General features: G+C 71.2%; 18 protein-coding genes. 9 read left to right on the plus strand and 9 right to left on the minus strand.

Going from position 1 to position 16,397, the window contains the following annotated elements; all coding sequences use genetic code 11:
- Positions 1 to 46 precede the first annotated feature (46 nt).
- The 3 genes from O7604_RS25110 to O7604_RS25120 form a co-directional block, all read right to left on the minus strand.
- On the minus strand, positions 47 to 685 hold the full coding sequence (locus O7604_RS25110) for an HAD family phosphatase (RefSeq protein ID WP_269706453.1): 639 nt from the start codon (positions 683 to 685) through the stop codon (positions 47 to 49).
- Between the two features lie 115 nt (positions 686 to 800).
- Complete coding sequence (locus O7604_RS25115) at positions 801 to 1,541, minus strand: neutral zinc metallopeptidase (RefSeq protein ID WP_269707098.1); 741 nt, start codon at positions 1,539 to 1,541, stop codon at positions 801 to 803.
- Positions 1,542 to 1,727: 186 nt separating this feature from the next.
- Positions 1,728 to 1,910 carry a hypothetical protein gene (locus O7604_RS25120; protein WP_013286093.1) on the minus strand — a complete coding sequence of 61 codons (183 nt, stop codon included), beginning with the start codon at positions 1,908 to 1,910 and terminating at the stop codon, positions 1,728 to 1,730.
- Positions 1,911 to 2,346: 436 nt separating this feature from the next.
- Between O7604_RS25120 and O7604_RS25125 the strand changes: the two genes are divergently transcribed.
- From O7604_RS25125 to O7604_RS25135, 3 genes are read left to right on the plus strand one after another with little or no spacing between them, the layout of a single operon-like run.
- Positions 2,347 to 2,676, plus strand: a complete 330-nt coding sequence (locus tag O7604_RS25125) for a hypothetical protein (RefSeq protein ID WP_281577998.1) — start codon at positions 2,347 to 2,349, stop codon at positions 2,674 to 2,676.
- A complete protein-coding gene (locus O7604_RS25130) occupies positions 2,676 to 3,128 on the plus strand; it encodes a MerR family transcriptional regulator (protein WP_269706455.1) in 453 nt (150 codons plus the stop codon). The genes O7604_RS25125 and O7604_RS25130 overlap by 1 nt, the downstream gene beginning before the upstream one ends.
- Positions 3,125 to 3,460: a YnfA family protein gene (locus O7604_RS25135; RefSeq protein ID WP_269706456.1), complete on the plus strand. Its 336-nt coding sequence runs from the start codon at positions 3,125 to 3,127 to the stop codon at positions 3,458 to 3,460. The genes O7604_RS25130 and O7604_RS25135 overlap by 4 nt, the downstream gene beginning before the upstream one ends.
- A 10-nt stretch (positions 3,461 to 3,470) precedes the next feature.
- On the opposite strand, the gene O7604_RS25140 is transcribed toward O7604_RS25135, so the two are convergent.
- Entirely contained in the window at positions 3,471 to 3,890 is a 420-nt protein-coding gene (locus O7604_RS25140) for a hypothetical protein (protein ID WP_269706457.1), read from the minus strand.
- 113 nt (positions 3,891 to 4,003) lie between these two features.
- Here O7604_RS25140 and O7604_RS25145 point away from each other — a divergent pair, with 113 nt between their 5' ends.
- Together O7604_RS25145 and O7604_RS25150 are read left to right on the plus strand one after the other, a co-directional pair.
- Positions 4,004 to 5,002: an RNA polymerase subunit sigma-70 gene (locus O7604_RS25145; protein WP_269706458.1), complete on the plus strand. Its 999-nt coding sequence runs from the start codon at positions 4,004 to 4,006 to the stop codon at positions 5,000 to 5,002.
- Between the two features lie 87 nt (positions 5,003 to 5,089).
- A complete protein-coding gene (locus O7604_RS25150; RefSeq protein ID WP_281577999.1) occupies positions 5,090 to 5,536 on the plus strand; it encodes a DUF6069 family protein in 447 nt (148 codons plus the stop codon).
- Positions 5,537 to 5,577: 41 nt separating this feature from the next.
- On the opposite strand, the gene O7604_RS25155 is transcribed toward O7604_RS25150, so the two are convergent.
- On the minus strand, positions 5,578 to 5,979 hold the full coding sequence (locus O7604_RS25155) for a hypothetical protein (protein ID WP_281578000.1): 402 nt from the start codon (positions 5,977 to 5,979) through the stop codon (positions 5,578 to 5,580).
- A 203-nt stretch (positions 5,980 to 6,182) separates the two neighbouring features.
- Between O7604_RS25155 and O7604_RS25160 the strand changes: the two genes are divergently transcribed.
- A complete protein-coding gene (locus tag O7604_RS25160) occupies positions 6,183 to 6,584 on the plus strand; it encodes a hypothetical protein (protein ID WP_269706461.1) in 402 nt (133 codons plus the stop codon).
- A 71-nt stretch (positions 6,585 to 6,655) separates the two neighbouring features.
- Positions 6,656 to 7,057 (plus strand): hypothetical protein, encoded by a 402-nt coding sequence (locus O7604_RS25165; RefSeq protein WP_281578001.1) that lies wholly within the window; start codon positions 6,656 to 6,658, stop codon positions 7,055 to 7,057.
- A 75-nt stretch (positions 7,058 to 7,132) separates the two neighbouring features.
- On the opposite strand, the gene O7604_RS25170 is transcribed toward O7604_RS25165, so the two are convergent.
- From O7604_RS25170 to metH, 3 genes are all read right to left on the minus strand, one after another.
- Positions 7,133 to 8,002, minus strand: a complete 870-nt coding sequence (locus O7604_RS25170) for an endonuclease/exonuclease/phosphatase family protein (protein ID WP_269706463.1) — start codon at positions 8,000 to 8,002, stop codon at positions 7,133 to 7,135.
- A gap of 77 nt (positions 8,003 to 8,079) precedes the next feature.
- Positions 8,080 to 9,186: a family 43 glycosylhydrolase gene (locus tag O7604_RS25175; RefSeq protein ID WP_281578002.1), complete on the minus strand. Its 1,107-nt coding sequence runs from the start codon at positions 9,184 to 9,186 to the stop codon at positions 8,080 to 8,082.
- 346 nt (positions 9,187 to 9,532) lie between these two features.
- On the minus strand, positions 9,533 to 13,048 hold the full coding sequence (gene metH / locus O7604_RS25180; RefSeq protein ID WP_281578003.1) for a methionine synthase: 3,516 nt from the start codon (positions 13,046 to 13,048) through the stop codon (positions 9,533 to 9,535).
- Positions 13,049 to 13,290: 242 nt separating this feature from the next.
- Here metH and O7604_RS25185 point away from each other — a divergent pair, with 242 nt between their 5' ends.
- Positions 13,291 to 14,160, plus strand: coding sequence for a PAC2 family protein (locus O7604_RS25185; RefSeq protein ID WP_030504102.1), 870 nt, complete (start codon positions 13,291 to 13,293; stop codon positions 14,158 to 14,160).
- 115 nt (positions 14,161 to 14,275) lie between these two features.
- A complete protein-coding gene (locus O7604_RS25190; protein ID WP_281578004.1) occupies positions 14,276 to 15,067 on the plus strand; it encodes a GntR family transcriptional regulator in 792 nt (263 codons plus the stop codon).
- Positions 15,068 to 15,105: 38 nt separating this feature from the next.
- On the opposite strand, the gene O7604_RS25195 is transcribed toward O7604_RS25190, so the two are convergent.
- Positions 15,106 to 16,344, minus strand: coding sequence for an IS110 family transposase (locus tag O7604_RS25195; protein ID WP_281578005.1), 1,239 nt, complete (start codon positions 16,342 to 16,344; stop codon positions 15,106 to 15,108).
- Between the last annotated feature and the right edge of the window lie 53 nt (positions 16,345 to 16,397).

The following is a 16,397-nucleotide window of genomic DNA, read 5'->3' on the forward strand; positions in this document are numbered from 1 at the left end:
AGGAAGGGCCCCTTCTTAACGCCTCGTGCATAAGAAGGGGCCCTTCCTAACGGTTGAGCAGGGCCGCGAGCAGCTCCAGGTCCGCCCCGAGCAGGCTCTCCATCTGGTGTACGCCGTCGGCGGGCGCCAGCGGCACCTCGGCCGGCACCGCCAGCACCGCCGCACCGGCGGCGAGCGCGCTCGCCACCCCGGTCGGTGAGTCCTCGATCGCCACGCACCGCTCGACCGGCACGCCCAGCAGACGCGCGGCGGTCAGGTACGGCTCCGGGTGCGGTTTGGCCGCGTCCACCTCGTCGCCGCAGACCACCGCGTCGAAGCTGTCCCGGCCCAGCGTGTCCAGAGCCACCTCGACCAGGGACCGGCCGCTGGAGGTGACCAGCGCGGTGGGGATGCCGGCGTCGCGTACCGCGCGCAGCAGCGCCAGCGCGCCCGGACGCCACTGCAGCCCGGTGCGGAACAGCTCCAGGATCCGGGCGCTGATCCAGTCGGCGCTGGCCTGGACGTCCCGCTCCGGCTGGCCCAGGTCGTCGTGCACGATCCGCATCGCGTCGGCCATCCCGGTGCCGACGATCGCGCGGCGGGCGTCCCCGGACAGGACACCGCCGTACACGGCGGCCAGCTCCTGCAACGCGACGTCCCACAGCTTCTCGCTGTCGACCAGGGTGCCGTCCATGTCGAAGAGCACGGCGGCGGGGTGCTTGCTGCTCAGCGGGGGCCTCCTTCGGTACGCGTACCCCGCCGATCCTGCCAGCCACGCCCGATGCGCCCGGCACCGTCCCCGATCGGGGTGACCCGCGGCATCACCCGAGACCGCAGGCGCCGAGCGACTTCTCGTACCCCCGGAAGAACGATTCGCTGCGCTGCTCGGCGGTGCCGTGCGAGCCCTCGGCGAACCAGGGCTGATCCGGGTCGTCGCCGACCGCCAGCAGCCCTTCGCGGAACTCCTCCAGGTCACCGTCCTCCAGCTCCAGCGCCCCGGACCGCACGCTGTCCCCGAGGTACGCCCCGGCCATGCAGTCGGCCTGCAGCTCCTGCTGGATGGTGAAGTTGTAGCGGATGCCCAGCCGCACCTGCATGCCGTGGGCGTACTCGTGGCCGAGCAGGTAGAACAGGAACGCGTCGCCGATCTGCCGGAACGCCGCCACCGACCAGTTCACGTCGTAGGCGATGAAGTCGCCGGCCGAGCAGTACACCGCGTTGTTGCGCGGCAGCCCCTGCCCGGCGCAGGCCACCTCGCCCTCGCGGCTGTAGGCCACGACCCGCCGGATCGGGGTGAACCGCTGGCCGGAGGCGCGGAACTGCTGCGCCCAGTACCGTTCGGCCAGCCGTACCGCGTCCTGGATGTCCTGCTGGAACTCGGCGACGCTGGTGGTGCCGTCCGCCCTGGTGGTCTGCGACTCGGGCTGCGCGCTGCTCCGGGGTGCGGGCTGCTGCGGCTCGCCCTGGTCGTAGCCGCCGGCCATGCAGCCGGCCGCGACCAGCGCGGCTACCACCAGTCCGGCGATCGGCCCACGCCCCTGACGTCCCGCCCTGTCCCCCACCATGACCTCCCGGCTGTCGCACCCGTGTCCCGCAGCAGTACCCCCGGCGGACGCCGGTGATGCTCACCGGCTCTCACGCACGGGCGTCGGGAAACGTTCACCGGGTCGCGGTGAGCTGGGGCGTCCTCCACTGGCGACGCCGCGGGGAGCCCTCGGGGGCACGAGCGGGGTAGCGGACCGGTGCGGTCAGTCCAGGCCGCGCATGATGTGCGGCTCGCCGTCGTCGTCGCCGAAGCAGCGGTGCAGCACCTGGGCACGTGCCCACAGGTCCAGGCTGCTCGGCGGCCCGACCGGGCCCGTGCCGGCGGGTGTGGTGGTCAGCACGGGAGCCGGTTCCGGCGGGACCTGCGACGTCACCTCGTCGGTCATGTCCGCCCCTTTCGTCGTACCCATGCTCGCCTCCGAGCGTTTCCGCCACGTCAACGCCGACGGCGGGGGCGTGGACGCGGCGCGCCTGACCCGCGCCGGCCCGTACTCCGGTGACGGTAGCCCTCCGAGCCCGCGAGCACAGCCGTATTCCCGACGTCGCCGCAGGTCGCGGCCGTTGATCACGCCGCGGCGCCGCGCCCGCCGGCCGGGCCGTAGGTGGCGCAGCAGGTGCCGCATCACGATCACCGAGAGCCCGGCGAGCACCAGCCCGGCCGGTGAGTGCGCGGCCTCGGTGCCACCGAGCGCGTGACCGAAACGGGACAGCGCCTGGGAGTGGTGCGGTGTCCGCGGCGTGACTGGACGGCGAGCGCTGTGCTCACGAGGCGAGGTATTGCCGCTTGCATCCGGTACCCGGGTACGGGCTTACCGTCGAGAGATGACCGACGACTCCTGGGTGCCCGGCACCTGCACGCTGCCGACCGCCGAACGGCCGCTGCGGGTGGCCGAGTTCGACGGACTGTTCCGCGACGCGCTGCGCGGCGTCGAGCGGCGGTCCGACCGGCATCTGCGGCTGCACCTCGACCGCACCGCCGAAGCGGCTGCCCGGGACCTGATCGCCCGCGAGTCGGCCTGCTGCTCCTTCTTCACGTTCGACCTCGCCCGCCCCGATGGCGACACGCTGAGCCTCGACATCCGGGTGCCGGCGGCCCGTGTCCGCGTACTCGATGCCCTGGCCCTGCGGGCCACGGCCGCGCGGGGCCGGTGATGGGCGAGCCGGAGCTGCGCAGCGGCCGGCTCGCCGACGCGGCCGGCGTGTCCGTGCAGACCCTGCGCTACTACGAACGGCGCGGGCTGCTGGCCGCGCCCCGGCGGTCGCCGGGCGGGCACCGCCTCTACCCGCCCGAGACCGTCACCCTGCTGCGGGTGGTGAAGGCCGCGCAGCGTCTCGGTTTCACCCTCGACGAGGTCGCCGGCGTGCTGGGACGCGGCCGGGGCGCGGGCCTGCAGGGGCACGCGCGGCGCAAGCTCGCCGAGGTGGAGCGGCGGCTGGCGGATCTCACCGTGGTCCGCGACACGCTCCGGGCCGCCGTCGCGGCCGGCTGCGACGACCCGGTCGAGTGTGCCGGCAGCGCCTGCTGCCCCCTGCCGTTCGCCGAGGGCGCCGACCGGACTGCCCGGCCGGCCTCCGGCCCGGTGTCGCTACGGTCTGACACATGACGGTCGTCCGGTCCATCCTGCTGTTCCTGCTCGCCGCGCTCGCCGAGATCGGCGGCGCCTGGCTGGTCTGGCAGGGCTGGCGGGAGAACCGCGGGCTGCTCTGGGTCGCCGCCGGGGTGATCGCGCTCGGCGCCTACGGGTTCGTGGCCACCTTCCAGCCGGACCCGAACTTCGGTCGCATCCTCGCCGCCTACGGCGGCGTCTTCGTCGCCGGGTCGCTCGCCTGGGGCATGGTGGTCGACAGGTTCCGGCCCGACCGCTACGACCTCGTCGGCGCGGCCATCTGCCTGGTCGGCGTCGCCGTCATCATGTACGCGCCGCGGACGGGCTGACCGTCCGCCATCACTCGAACCGGGCGATGAAGTCCTCCGGACGCCAGCGGGCCCCATCGCTGAGGTAGTGGAAGTTGAGGGTCAACTCGGCCCCGCCGGCCCGCTCCGCCATCTCCCGCAGTGTCATGTCCAGGAAGTACCTGTTCAACGGGATGATCGCCTTCTCGCCCTCCGGATACGGCACGTGCAGCAGCGCGAGCGCGTGGCTCATCGGTGGGTGCGTGAGGCCGCGTTCGTCGGCACGGTAACTGCCGTAGGTGACCTCGGCGATCCAGGAGATCTCGCCGCCGACGGAGGCCAGGGGGTACCGGCGCAGCGCCTCTGCCAGCAGCGATCCGAGGGTGCGCTGGGGGCGTACGTCGAGAAGCACACGATGCGAGTCGACGTCGTCGCCCATGCACACGGAATCCCGGTCGATCGAGATCTTCATGAAGCGCACCGTAGTACCGCCTGTCACCTCCGGGAGCGGGCGGCGGTGATGAGTTTTCCCGCCCGTACCCGTCACATCTTCGACAGGCCACGACGAGGCGGGAGGATGACGTGATGGGTGCGGAGACGCGGCGGGCGGAGCCGGACGTACGCGAGCTGGCTGAGGTCGGCGAGCCGGCGTTCGCCGCGCTGGCGCAGCGGCACCGGCGGGAGCTGCACGTGCACTGCTACCGGATGCTCGGATCGTTCGAGGACGCCGAGGACACCGTGCAGGAGACGTTCCTGCGCGCCTGGCGACGGCGGGAGACGTTCGCGGGACGATCGACATTCCGGGCCTGGCTGTACCGGATCGCCACGAACGCCTGCCTGGACCGGCTCTCCGCGTACCGGCCCGAGCCCGCGACCGGCGGCGAGGTGCGGTGGCTGCAGCCGTACCCGGACCGGCTGCTCGACGAGCTGCCCGCCGCCGGCGCCGACGAGCCGGAGGCCGTCGCGGTGGCCCGCGAGACGATCGAACTGGCGTACCTGGTCGCGGTGCAGCACCTCGCGCCGCGCCCGCGCGCCGTGCTGATCCTGCGCGACGTGCTCGGCTGGCCCGCCAAGGAGGTCGCGGAACTGCTCGGTGACTCGGTCAACTCGGTGAACAGCGCCTTGCAGCGCGCCCGCGCCGGCATGCGGGAACACCTGCCCGCGCAGCGGCAGGACTGGACCGGCGACGAGACCGATACCCGAACCCGCGAGCTGGTACGCCGCTTCACCGACGCCGCGGTCGCCAAGGACGTCGGCGCTCTCGCCGCGATGCTGCGCGACGACGTGCGGTGCTCGATGCCGCCCACGCCCGGCCTGCAGATCGGCCGCGACGCCGTGGTGAACGACTGGATCGCGGACGGCTTCGAGAGCCTGGGCAGCATGCGGGCCCTGCCCACCGCCGTGAACCGGCAGCCCGCCGTCGCGTTCTACCTGTGGCAGGAGAGCGACGGTGCGTACCTGCCACTCACCGTCGACGCCCTGCGCATCACCGGCGGGGAGATCACCGAGATCGTCACGTTCCACGCCGACCGGTTCCCGCAGCTCGGGCTGCCGGAGCGCCTGCCGGCCGACCGTACGCCGTAGTGCCGGTCCGGACGCCCGCGCTGCCCGGCGGCGCACGCGTCGCGGTGGTCGCGACCTCACCCTCAGGACGACGCTCGGAGGAACGACATGATCAGCAGCACCGGCACCGGCGTGGGCTCTCGCCGTTCGCACAGCTTCCGGCGGCTCGCCGTCACCGGCCTGGTCGCCACCCTCGGCGCGATGGCGGTCACCACGCTCGCGGCGGCGCTCGCCCGGGCCGCCGGTGTGGACTTCGAGATCCCGGACGGCGGCGGCGAGACGATCCCGTTGGGCGGGTTCGCCGTCGTGACCGGATTCTTCTCGCTCGTCGGCGTCGTCATCGCCGCCGTCCTGTTGCGGTTCAGCGCCTACCCCGCGCGGCGGTTCGTGTGGACGGCGGTGTCGCTGACCGCGCTGTCGATGGTCCCGCCGTTGATCGCCGGGGGCGACGCCGCCACTACTGTCACGCTGGTCGGGCTGCACCTGGTCGCGGCGGCGGTGATGATCCCCGCCCTGGCGTGGAGCCTGCGCGCGAGGAAGGGCGACCGGGGGTAGCTCCCCCTCGACGTTCAGCCGTGGTCGGGCGGAGCATCCGGCTACTCGGCCAGGGCTCCGCGACGACGCAGGGCCACCTTGGTGCCGCCGAACGCCACGAGCCAGGGCAACACCAGGAAGCCGCCGCAGCCGATCACGATCAGCCACAGCGTCTCACTCGGTTTTCCCTGGTGCTCCAGTTCGGGCCAGGTGAAGGCACTGCCGAGCAACGACAACGCGTAGAACAGGACGACCGCGATCGCGGCAGCCCTACCGATCCGGCGGCTGAACCCGACGCCCGCGGCGCAGAGAAAGCCGAGCCCGGACATGAGAATGGGGGCGAAGTACATACCGGACACGACGACGAAGGTGGAGTACATCGCGCCGGGGTCGAGATCCGACTCCGCCAACGGTGGCAAGCCGGCTCCGACCGCGTGGACGACAGCGGACAGGGCGGAGCTCACCACTTCGGCCTCCTCGCGCCGGGACGCTCGCACGCCATCGGGATCGATCCCTCAGTTCGACGGATCGGAGCTGTGGACCCGCTCCGGAGAATTTCCTGCGATCTACAGGATTCGATCAGGAACACTCGGGCACTTCGATACGGACCATACGCCGGGCGCCGCCAGTCGGCGCCCGGCGCCACGTACAACCGAGAGGTGACACCATGACCTTCCGCGCCAGGCTCGTCGGAGCCGCACTCGCCGGGACTCTCGCCGCCGGTGCATCGGCACTGGCTGGGGCGTCCGCGGCCAGCGCGCAGGCCGAACCCTGTGTTCAGCGCATCGCCGTGGTGAACAACGCCGCCTTCGTGATGTCCTTCAGTGTCCAGGCGAGCAACGGCCTGGAGACGGCGAACACCGACACCTACCCGATCAACCAGTCGCGGACGATCGATCTCACCACCACCGCGCTTCCCGTCGGGTCCGATGTCCGGCCGGTGGTGGACGCGGTGGCCGGAGCGACGCGGACCCCGAGCAGCTTCGTGTCGTACTGCGAGAACGGGCAGACCGCCACGTACTCGGTGACCGGGACGACGTACGACTACTCGGTCACGCTGATCGGCTGACCGGCACGTCGACGCTTCGGGGCGTCCGCCATCGCGGCGGGCGCCCCGCGCTCGTACGCTACGTTGATCGAGTGCCCGTACCCCGGCTGATTCCCATCGCGCACGAGCCCGGCCACCGGACGGACACGATCGGCCGCTACGACGAAGGGCTGTTCCTCGCCTCGGCGTGGGATCACCACGCGTACGTGCACCGCTTCGACCATGACGGGACGTACCGGGACTCGACCATCACGCGGGTTCCGGATCGAGGCGCGCTGAGTGAGGCACTCGACGGGCTGCTCGCGAGCCTGCCCGGCAAGGTGTACGGCGACATCGCCGTACACCTGTTCCAGACCCGTCAGGACGGTGTCGTGTTCGGTCTGGTCGACGAGTCCGGCGACCGGGCCGGCGACGGCAGCCACGTCGGCTGGGTCGAGTTGTATCCGGATCGCCTCGGGTTCCACGAGCCGTGGGACGGGCTCTACGACACGTGACGGCCGGCGTTGTGGTCCTCACCGGCCGGAGCTCCGCCAACCGCTGGTTGACGGAGCCCGACACGTTCGTATCGGTCAGGATGCGAGGGAGAAGTCCGCCACGACACCCTTGTGGTCCGAGTTGGTGTCCCCGACGATGCGGTAGTCGGTCATCCACATGACCTGGGAGCTCTCGATCCGCTTCCAGAAGTAGATGTAGTCGATGTGCCGGTTCCCGTGCGTGCCGGTCCCCTTCTCGCCGTAGAGGTTGTAGACGGAGCGGAGGTTCGGCAGCTCGTTGGCCTCGAAGACCTTCCACGGGAACTTCTCGTACCCGCGGGCCTTGTCGGCGCTGAAGTCGACGTTGAGGTCGCCGCTGACGATGACCTGGCCCTCCGCCTTCTTCTCGCGGGCCAGCTCCTTGACCTCCGCGAACTGCTGCTCCGCGCACCTGGTACGCGGAAGGTCTTCCGGCGAGCCGTTGTTGTCGATACCGGCGACGGCGTGGAAGTTGATGTGGAACACGTATCGTCCGGTCGCCTTGTGCCGGTACTTGACCCAGTTGTTGTAGCGCGGCGGCGGTGGCTCGTCGGGGTTGGTGTCGCACACGAACTTCGACCCCTTGTCGACCACTTCGAACATGCTCTTCTTCGCCAGCAGAGCTTCACCGGCAGCGTGCACCGAAGTGGTCGGGGCGTAGAACGTCCATCCGTTGTCGGCGGCCCAGTCCACCAGGAAGGCCCTGCGGGGGCCCACCTCGTTGAGCGCGACCATGTCCGCCTTCGAGGTGATGAGGTTCAGGTCGTGGAGGAACTTCTCGTGGGTGAGGCCGTTGTAGATGTTCAGGTGGCCGGCCTGGAAGGTCGACGCCGCCGCGGCCGGAGAGACCGGCAGGAGGAGGGTCGCCACCGTGAGTGTGGCGCCCAGGGCGACGGCTCGCCGGACAGCTCGCAGGGTTCTTCTCATGAATGATCCTTCCCGTTTGAGGACACACCGGGCCGGCGCCGCCACTGTGGTGGCGGTCGCCGTCCGGTGACAAATCGTTAGAGCTCCACCTTGAAGTCGGCGTTGGCGCCGGAGCCCGTGATGACGAGACGCCCGGTCCGGCTCTTTCGCCCCGAGCTGTCGTCGGCGAGGTAGTTCCACGTCACCCACGGCTTGCCGTCCCGGGCCTCGTAGACGTCCATCGCGCCCGGCCCACGCTTGTTACCCGGCAACGAGTACTTGCGCATGGTGTCGGGCAGGTGGGCCGCCGGACCCGAATAGGAGAACCAGGCCCGGTTCGGTCCGGGCATCGGCGAACACAGGCCGTCGTCGATCCGATCCCCGCAGAAGGCGACGCCGGTCGAGTAGTAGTTCTCCCGCCAGGCGTTGCCGGAGTAGAAGAGATACCAGGAACCGTTGTGGTGGAACGCGCTCGGATTCTCGATGACGGCGACCCCGCCGCTGTCCCGGTACGTGACCCAGCTCAGATTGTCGCTGCGGAAGATGACGACCGGATCGCTGTCGCGGTCGACGGTGCCGTTCGGGTTGAACTTCAACCTCATGACGGAGAGCGCCGACTCCGCCCCTTCGGCCCGCTGCCCGTCCCGCCAGGTCATCCAGATCGCACCCGCGGGACCGGCTACGACGTCCGCGTCGAGTGCCCACCGGTCGCCCTTGTCCGGGCAGGCGATCGGCGTGTCCTCGGCGTTGAACGGCCCGTACGGGTTCTGGGAGCGAGCCACGCCGATGCACTTGCGCCCGCCGTCGTTCTTCCTGCTGGCGGTGTAGAAGAGGTAGTAGCGGCCGACCCCGTCCTTGACGTGGTAGTGCGCCCCCGGGGTCCAGATCCCGGAGCCGGATTCGACCCACGCCCCACCGCCGCCCGGCATGGCGTCGCCGGCCACTGTCGGCGAGGTTCCCACGACATTCCCGGCGCCCGAAATGGCGTACGGCACCTTCTTGCCGCCGGTGCTGGCACCGTAGGTGATGTACTTGTTGGAGCCGTCGCGCAGCGCGATGGTGTCGGCGCCAGGGAACGGGAAGTCCTGCGACTCGTCGGCCGGATCGACGACGGCGGCACCGGCGGAGGGCGCGGTGGCGACGCCGGTCGTGGCCGTGAGGGCCACTGCCAGCCCTGCCACGAACGCGCGGATGGTGACTCGCATGAGGCTCCTCTGAATCCGGGTCAGATCCTGAGCACAGATCAAAGCATGCAAATACAACGATTACCAGAGCCGCGCGGAGCCGGCGGACCACGCCCACTTGCGACTGGGGCACCCGTGGCCGACCTGCCCCGGTACGACTCGGCGCGCGGGCGCCGATCTCCGCGCGGATGTCCGTCATCCCTCACTAGCTGCCTGATCATCCGATCAGCCTTCGGGGCGTGGGAGCCGCGAGGACCGCACCCGCAGGGCTTCGATGCCGCTCTTGGGTACGACTCGACCGGGCCGGCGGCCCGGCAGCGGACCAACCGGGTGTCGTGAACTTGTCAGCTCAGGCTGGGCGACGGCGTCACTTGGCGTTGAAGTAGTTCGCCTCCGGGTGGTGCACCACGATCGCGTCGGTGGCCTGCTCCGGCACCAACTGGAACTCCTCGGACAACTGCACCCCGATCCGCTCCGCGCCCAGCAGCTCCACGATCTTCGCCCGGTCCTCCAGGTCCGGGCAGGCCGGGTAGCCGAACGCGTACCGGCAGCCCCGGTAGTCGGTGCGCAGCAGACCGGCCAGGTCCGCCGGGTCGTCGTCGGCCACGGTGCCGCCGCCGGGCAGCACCAGCTCGGCCCGGATCCGCCGGTGCCAGTACTCGGCGAGGGCCTCGGTGAGCTGCACGGACAGGCCGTGCACCTCCAGGTAGTCGCGGTACTCGTTGCCGGCGAACATCTTCGCCGTGTACTCGCTGATCGGCTGCCCGACGGTGACCAGCTGCAACGCCACCACGTCGAGCTGGTCGCCCTTGGGCCGGAAGAAGTCGGCCAGGCACAGCCGCCGCTCCTGGCGCTGCCGGGGGAAGGAGAACCGGGCCCGCTCGCTGTGCCCGTTCTCGTCCAGCACCACCAGGTCGTTGCCCTCCGAGTACGCCGGGAAGTAGCCGTACACCACTGCCGCCTCCAGCACCTGGTCGGAGATCAGGCGGTCCAGCCAGTACCGCAGCCGGGGCCGGCCCTCGGTCTCCACCAGTTCCTCGTACGACGGGCCCTTGCCGCCGCGGGCGCCGCGCAGCCCCCACTGGCCGAGGAACGTGGCCCGCTCGTCGAGCAGCGCCGCGTAGTCGGCCAGCGGCACGCCCTTGACCACCCGGGTGCCGAAGAACGGCGGCTTCGGCACCGCCACGTCGGCCGCCACGTCGGAGCGCACCGACGCGTCGTCCAGTTCGGGCAGCGCCTCGCGCACCTGCGCCCGCTGCCGCTCGCGGCGCTCCCGGCGGGCCGCCAGCGCCGCCTCCCGCTCCGGGTCGATCACCGGCGCGCCGCCGCGCTTGGCCGCCATCACGCGGTCCATCAGGGACAGCCCTTCGAACGCGTCGCGGGCGTAGTGCACCTGACCGGGGTAGATCGACCGCAGGTCGTCCTCCACGTACGCGCGGGTCAGCGCCGCGCCGCCGAGCAGCACCGGCCAGCGCTCGGCCACGCCCCGGGAGGCCATCTCGGCCAGGTTCTCCTTCATGATGACTGTGCTCTTGACCAGCAGGCCGGACATGCCGATCGCGTCGGCCCGGTGCTCCTCGGCCGCGTCGAGGATCGCGTTGATCGGCTGCTTGATGCCGATGTTCACCACGTCGTAGCCGTTGTTGGACAGGATGATGTCGACCAGGTTCTTGCCGATGTCGTGCACGTCGCCCTTCACCGTGGCGAGCACGATGCGGCCCTTGCCGTCGTCGTCCGTCTTCTCCATGTGCGGCTCCAGGTAGGCCACCGCGGTCTTCATCACCTCGGCGGACTGGAGCACGAACGGCAACTGCATCTGGCCGGAGCCGAACAGCTCGCCGACCACCTTCATGCCGTCCAGCAGCAGGTCGTTGATGATGGACAGCGGCGTACGCCCCTGCGCCATCGCCGTGTCCAGGTCGGCCTCCAGGCCGTTGCGCTCGCCGTCGATGATCCGCCGCTTGAGCCGCTCGTCCAGCGGCAGCGCGGCCAGTTCCTCGGCTCGGGTGGCGCGCGCCGAGGCGGCGTCGACGCCTTCGAAGGCCTCGATGAACCGCTGCACCGGGTCGTAGCCCTCGCGGCGGCGGTCGTACACCAGGTCGAGCGCCACCTCGCGCTGCTCGTCCGGGATCCGCGCCATCGGCAGGATCTTGCTGGCGTGCACGATCGCCGAGGTCAGCCCGGCCTGCGCGCACTCGTGCAGGAACACCGAGTTGAGCACCTGCCGGGCCGCCGGGTTGAGGCCGAACGAGACGTTCGAGATGCCGGCGGTGAAGTTGACGCCCGGGTAGCGCGCGGCGATCTCCCGGATCGCCTCGATCGTCTCGATGCCGTCGCGGCGGGTCTCCTCCTGCCCGGTGGCGATCGGGAACGTCAGCGCGTCGATGAGGATGTCCTCCCGGCGCATCCCCCACCGGCCGGTCAGGTCGTCGATCAGCCGGGAGGCCACCCGTACCTTCCACTCCCGGGTGCGGGCCTGGCCCTCCTCGTCGATGAGCAGCGCCACGACGGCGGCGCCGTGCTCCTTGACCACCGGCATGACCCGCGCGTAGCGGGAGTCGGGGCCGTCGCCGTCCTCGAAGTTGACCGAGTTGACCACGCACCGGCCGCCGAGCATCTCCAGCCCGGCCTCGATCACGGCCGGCTCGGTGGAGTCCAGCACGATCGGCAGCGTCGAGGCGGTGGCGAACCGGCCCGCCAGCTCCCGCATGTCCTGCGTGCCGTCGCGGCCCACGTAGTCGACGCAGAGGTCGAGCAGGTGCGAGCCGTCGCGGGCCTGGCTGCGGGCCACCTCCACGCAGGCCTGCCAGTCCCCGGCGAGCATCGACTCGCGGAACGCCTTCGAGCCGTTGGCGTTGGTGCGCTCCCCCACCATCAGGATGCTGGCGTCCTGGGCGAACGGCACGTGGTGGTAGATCGAGGAGACCCCGGCCTCCGGCTTCGGCTCCCGCGCCACCGGCGCCCGCCCGCCGAGGCGCTCCACCAGCACCCGGATGTGCTCCGGGGTGGTGCCGCAGCAGCCACCGATCAGGCCCACGCCGTAGTCGGTGACGAACTGCTCCAGCGCGTCGGCCAGCTCGTCCGGGCTGAGCGGGAAGTACGCCCCGTCGGCCGTCAGCACCGGCAGGCCCGCGTTCGGCATCACCGAGATCGGGATACGCGCGTGCTGCGCCAGGTAGCGCAGGTGCTCGCCCATCTCCGCCGGGCCGGTGGAGCAGTTCAGCCCGATCAGGTCGACGCCGAGCGGCTCGATCGCGGTCAGCGCGGCGCCGATCTCACTGCCCAGCAGCATGGTGCCGGTGGTCTCCACCGCGACCTGGCAGATGATCGGCACGTCCCGGCCCGCCTCGGCGCGCGCCCGCTTCGACCCGACCACCGCCGCCTTGACCTGGAGCAGATCTTGGCAGGTCTCGATGATCAGCGCGTCCGCCCCGCCGGCGATCAGGCCGGCGGCGTTCTCCTGGTACGCGTCGCGCAGCGAGGCGTAGCTGGCGTGGCCGAGCGTGGGCAGCTTGGTGCCCGGACCCATCGAGCCGAGCACGAACCGGGGGTGCTCCGGCGTCGCGTACGCGTCGGCTGCCTCCCGCGCGATCCGCGCGCCCGCCTCGGACAGCTCCCGGATGCGGCCGGGGATGCCGTACTCGGCGAGGTTGGGCAGGTTGGCGCCGAACGTGTTGGTCTCCACGCAGTCCGCGCCGGCGGCGAGGTAGGCGTCGTGCACGCCGCGGACCACGTCCGGCCGGGTCACGTTGAGGATCTCGTTGCAGCCTTCGAGGCCGTCGAAGTCGTCGAGGGTGAGATCGGCGGCCTGGAGCATTGTTCCCATCGCGCCGTCCGCGATCAGGATCCGATCGGCCAGCAGGTCACGCAACGAGATAGACACATGCTCCAGGGTAGTGCGCCCGGCTGCGCCAGAGTTATCCGATCCGGCCCTTCTCACATACTGCCCACCGGGCCCCGCGTACCCCTTTCCTCCGGTTCGCCCGGGTGGTCCGGCCCGGCGACCGGCGCGGCCGACGGGCCGGCCCCGGCGGCGGCACGTAGGCTGACGGACGTGAAGGACAACAGGGGTGCGACCGTGCGACGGGGCGGCGCCGCGCCCGACGAGCAGGGTGAGGTGACGGCGTGACCGAGTTCGACGGGCTGCCGGTACTGCGCTCGCCGGTCGCCATCGCGGCCTTCGAGGGCTGGAACGACGCCGCCGACGCCTCCACCGCCGCCGTGGAACACCTGGAGCAGGTCTGGCAGGCCCGGCAGGTGACCGAGCTGGACCCGGAGGACTTCTACGACTTCCAGGTGAGCCGCCCGACGATCACCATGGCCGACGGGGAGACCCGGCGCGTCGAGTGGCCCACCACGCGGTTCATGGTGGCCAGCCCGGAGGGCACCGAGCGGGACGTGGTGCTGATCCGCGGCATCGAACCGAGCATGCGCTGGCGGACGTTCTGCGAGCAGGTGCTGGAGATCTGCCACAGCCTGGAGGTCGAGCGGGTGGTGCTGCTCGGCGCGCTGCTGGCCGACGTGCCCTACACCCGGCCGCTGCCGATCAGCGGCAGCGCGTCGGACGCCGACGCCGCCAAGCGCTACCAGCTCACCCCCACCCGGTACGACGGGCCGACCGGCATCGTCGGTGTGCTGCACGACGCGTGCACCCGGGCCGAGGTCGACGCGGTGTCGTTCTGGGTGCACGTGCCGCACTACGCCAACAACCCGCCCTGCCCGAAGGCCACGCTCGCCCTGCTGCACCGGGTCGAGGAGGTGCTCGACCTGCCGGTGCCGATGGCCGACCTGGCCGAGGAGGCAGCCGAGTGGGAGCAGCGGGTACGCAGCGCCGCCGAGCAGGACGCCGAACTCGGCGAGTACGTGCGGGAGCTGGAGGAACGGGTCGGCGACGCCGGCATCACCCCGTTGACCGGGGACGAGATCGCCCAGGAGTTCGAGAAGTACCTGCGTCGCCGCGGTGGTTCCGCCGGGCCGACAGCGGGTTCCTGGTAGCTCTTTTCCGTCGAAGCCGGGCTCCCTGATCGGGGCCCGGCTTCTTCGTGTCCGGGGTGGCGCGGTCACACCCGCTAGGGCATCCTAGGAACCTAGCTGTTCTGAGGAGGCCCGGATGCAGATCAACCCCGGCGCGGCCGAGTTCCCGCACCGGCAGATCGCCGCGCAGCTCAAAGCCCAGGTGCGCCGCGGCGACTGGGGTCCGGGCGAGCGACTGCCGTCCATCCCGGCCATCGCCGAGATGTTCGGCGTCGCGAAGCAGACCGTGCAGCGCGCCGTCGACCAGCTGCGGGTCGAGGGCATCCTGATCACCAAACCCGGCTCCGGTACGTACGTCCGGGGCACCCGGCGCCGCCTCAACCGCCTGTCCCGGGGCCGGTACGGCGGCTTCCGCGGCTACCACACCGACCTGGCCGCCCGGTACCGCCAGCAGCTCGTCTCGGTCGGCCGCTCCCCCGCACCGGCCGAGGTGGCCGACGCGTTCGGCGTCGCCGACGGCACCGAGCTGCTCTGCCGGCGGCACCTGGTACGCACCGACGACTCACCGGTCGAGGTCGGCGCATCGTGGTTCCTGCCCGCCGACACCTCAGGCACGTCGCTGGAGCGGGCCGAGGCGTTCGGGCGCCCGCTCTACCAGGAGGCCGAGGAGGTCACCGGCCGGCGGTACGTGACCGCCACCGACACGATCAGCGCGCGCCAGCCCAGCCGGGAGGAGGCGGAGATCCTCCAGATCCGCCCGGACACCCCGGTGCTGCACCTGCTGCACGTGGCGTACGACGAGCGGCGCAAGCCGATCGAGGTCGCCCAGGCCACCTGGCCCGGCCCGATGACCACGCTCACCGAGGAGTACAAGATCCCCGCGCCCGCCCCCGACCAGGACCCCGACCCCGGCCTGGTCCTGGGCTGATCCCGCCCCGGCTCCCCTCGATCTGTGAGTGGGGGTTGTCAAGTGGTGCGGTGGTGGTTGGTGATGGTGCGGTAGATCTGTCGGGCGATGTAGCGCTTGAGGCAGCGGGTGATTTCTTTGGTGGTGCGGCCTTCGGTGCGGCGTCGGGTGATGTAGTCGCGGGTTTCGGGGTGGATGCGGCGGCGGGTGAGGGCGATGGTGTGTAGGGCGCTGTTGAGGGTTCTGTCGCCGCCGCGGTTGAGGCGGTGGCGGTTGGTGCGGCCGCTGGCTGCGGGGATGGGGGCGGTGCCGGCGAGGGTGGCGTAGGCGGCTTCTGATCGGACGCGGCCGGGGTGGGACCAGGCGGTGAGGGCGATCGCGGCGGTGACGGGTCCGATGCCGGGTTGGTCGAGCAGGGGTGGGCACAGGTGTGTGACGAGGGTTCGGAGGCGCCGGTGGTTGTCGGCGAGGGTGGCGTCGAGGGTTTGGATGTGCCGGGCGAGGGTGGTCAGTTCGCGGCGGCGGGTGTGTTCCTCGCAGGGCAGGTCGGTGGTTTCGGGTAGGTCGAGGGCGGCCAGGCGGGCGATCTGGGTGGTGGTGGACAGCCCGCGTAGCGCCTCGCGCAGGGTGTCGTCGGCGGTCAGGATCAACGCTTTGACCAGGTTGATCGTGGCGGTGCGGGTGTCGCTGTGGTGTCGGCGGCAGATCAGCAGCAGACGCAGTGCCTCGCGTGGTCCGTCGCTTCGGGGCACGGCGATGCGCTCAGCGGGCAGGGCAAGCACCGTATGGGCGGCGGCGACCGCATCCAGGTGGTCGGACTTGCCGCCCCGCCGGCGTGACGCGGCGGCGGGTTTGGGTGCCTCGCTGACCGCTTCACCGGCAGCGGTCAGCACCCGGCACAGCCCTTGACCGTGCGCCCGGGTTCCTTCCACCGCCCACAACCGGCGCCCCTGCGGTGGGGTGTGCGCGACGGCGAAGGCCAGCAGCCGGGCCAACCCGTCCGGGTCGGTGGGCACGGTGACCTGCGCCAGCACGGCGCCGAGACGGTCGACCACGGCGGCGGTGTGCGTGTCGGTGTGAGTATCGACCCCTACCACCACGTCGTAGCGATCCGCGACTCGCTCTACGATCCTTGTCATCTCGGATTGTTGCTCCTTTAGCCAGCGACGACCGGGACAGTCGGCGTCGGCTCGGGAAGCAGTCACCACGGCGGCAGATCTGTGATGGGCCACGTGTGCTCGCACGGGCAGGCTTCTGATCAGGCCAGCAGGGTGGGCCGGGCCGGCGCCGACGATCACCCGGGGACAGGTCTTGCACAAGGCACACCCACACCACGGGCAGCCGGATCGAC

It is taken from the genome of Micromonospora sp. WMMA1947, from assembly GCF_027497355.1.
Taxonomy (GTDB): Bacteria; Actinomycetota; Actinomycetes; order Mycobacteriales; family Micromonosporaceae; genus Micromonospora.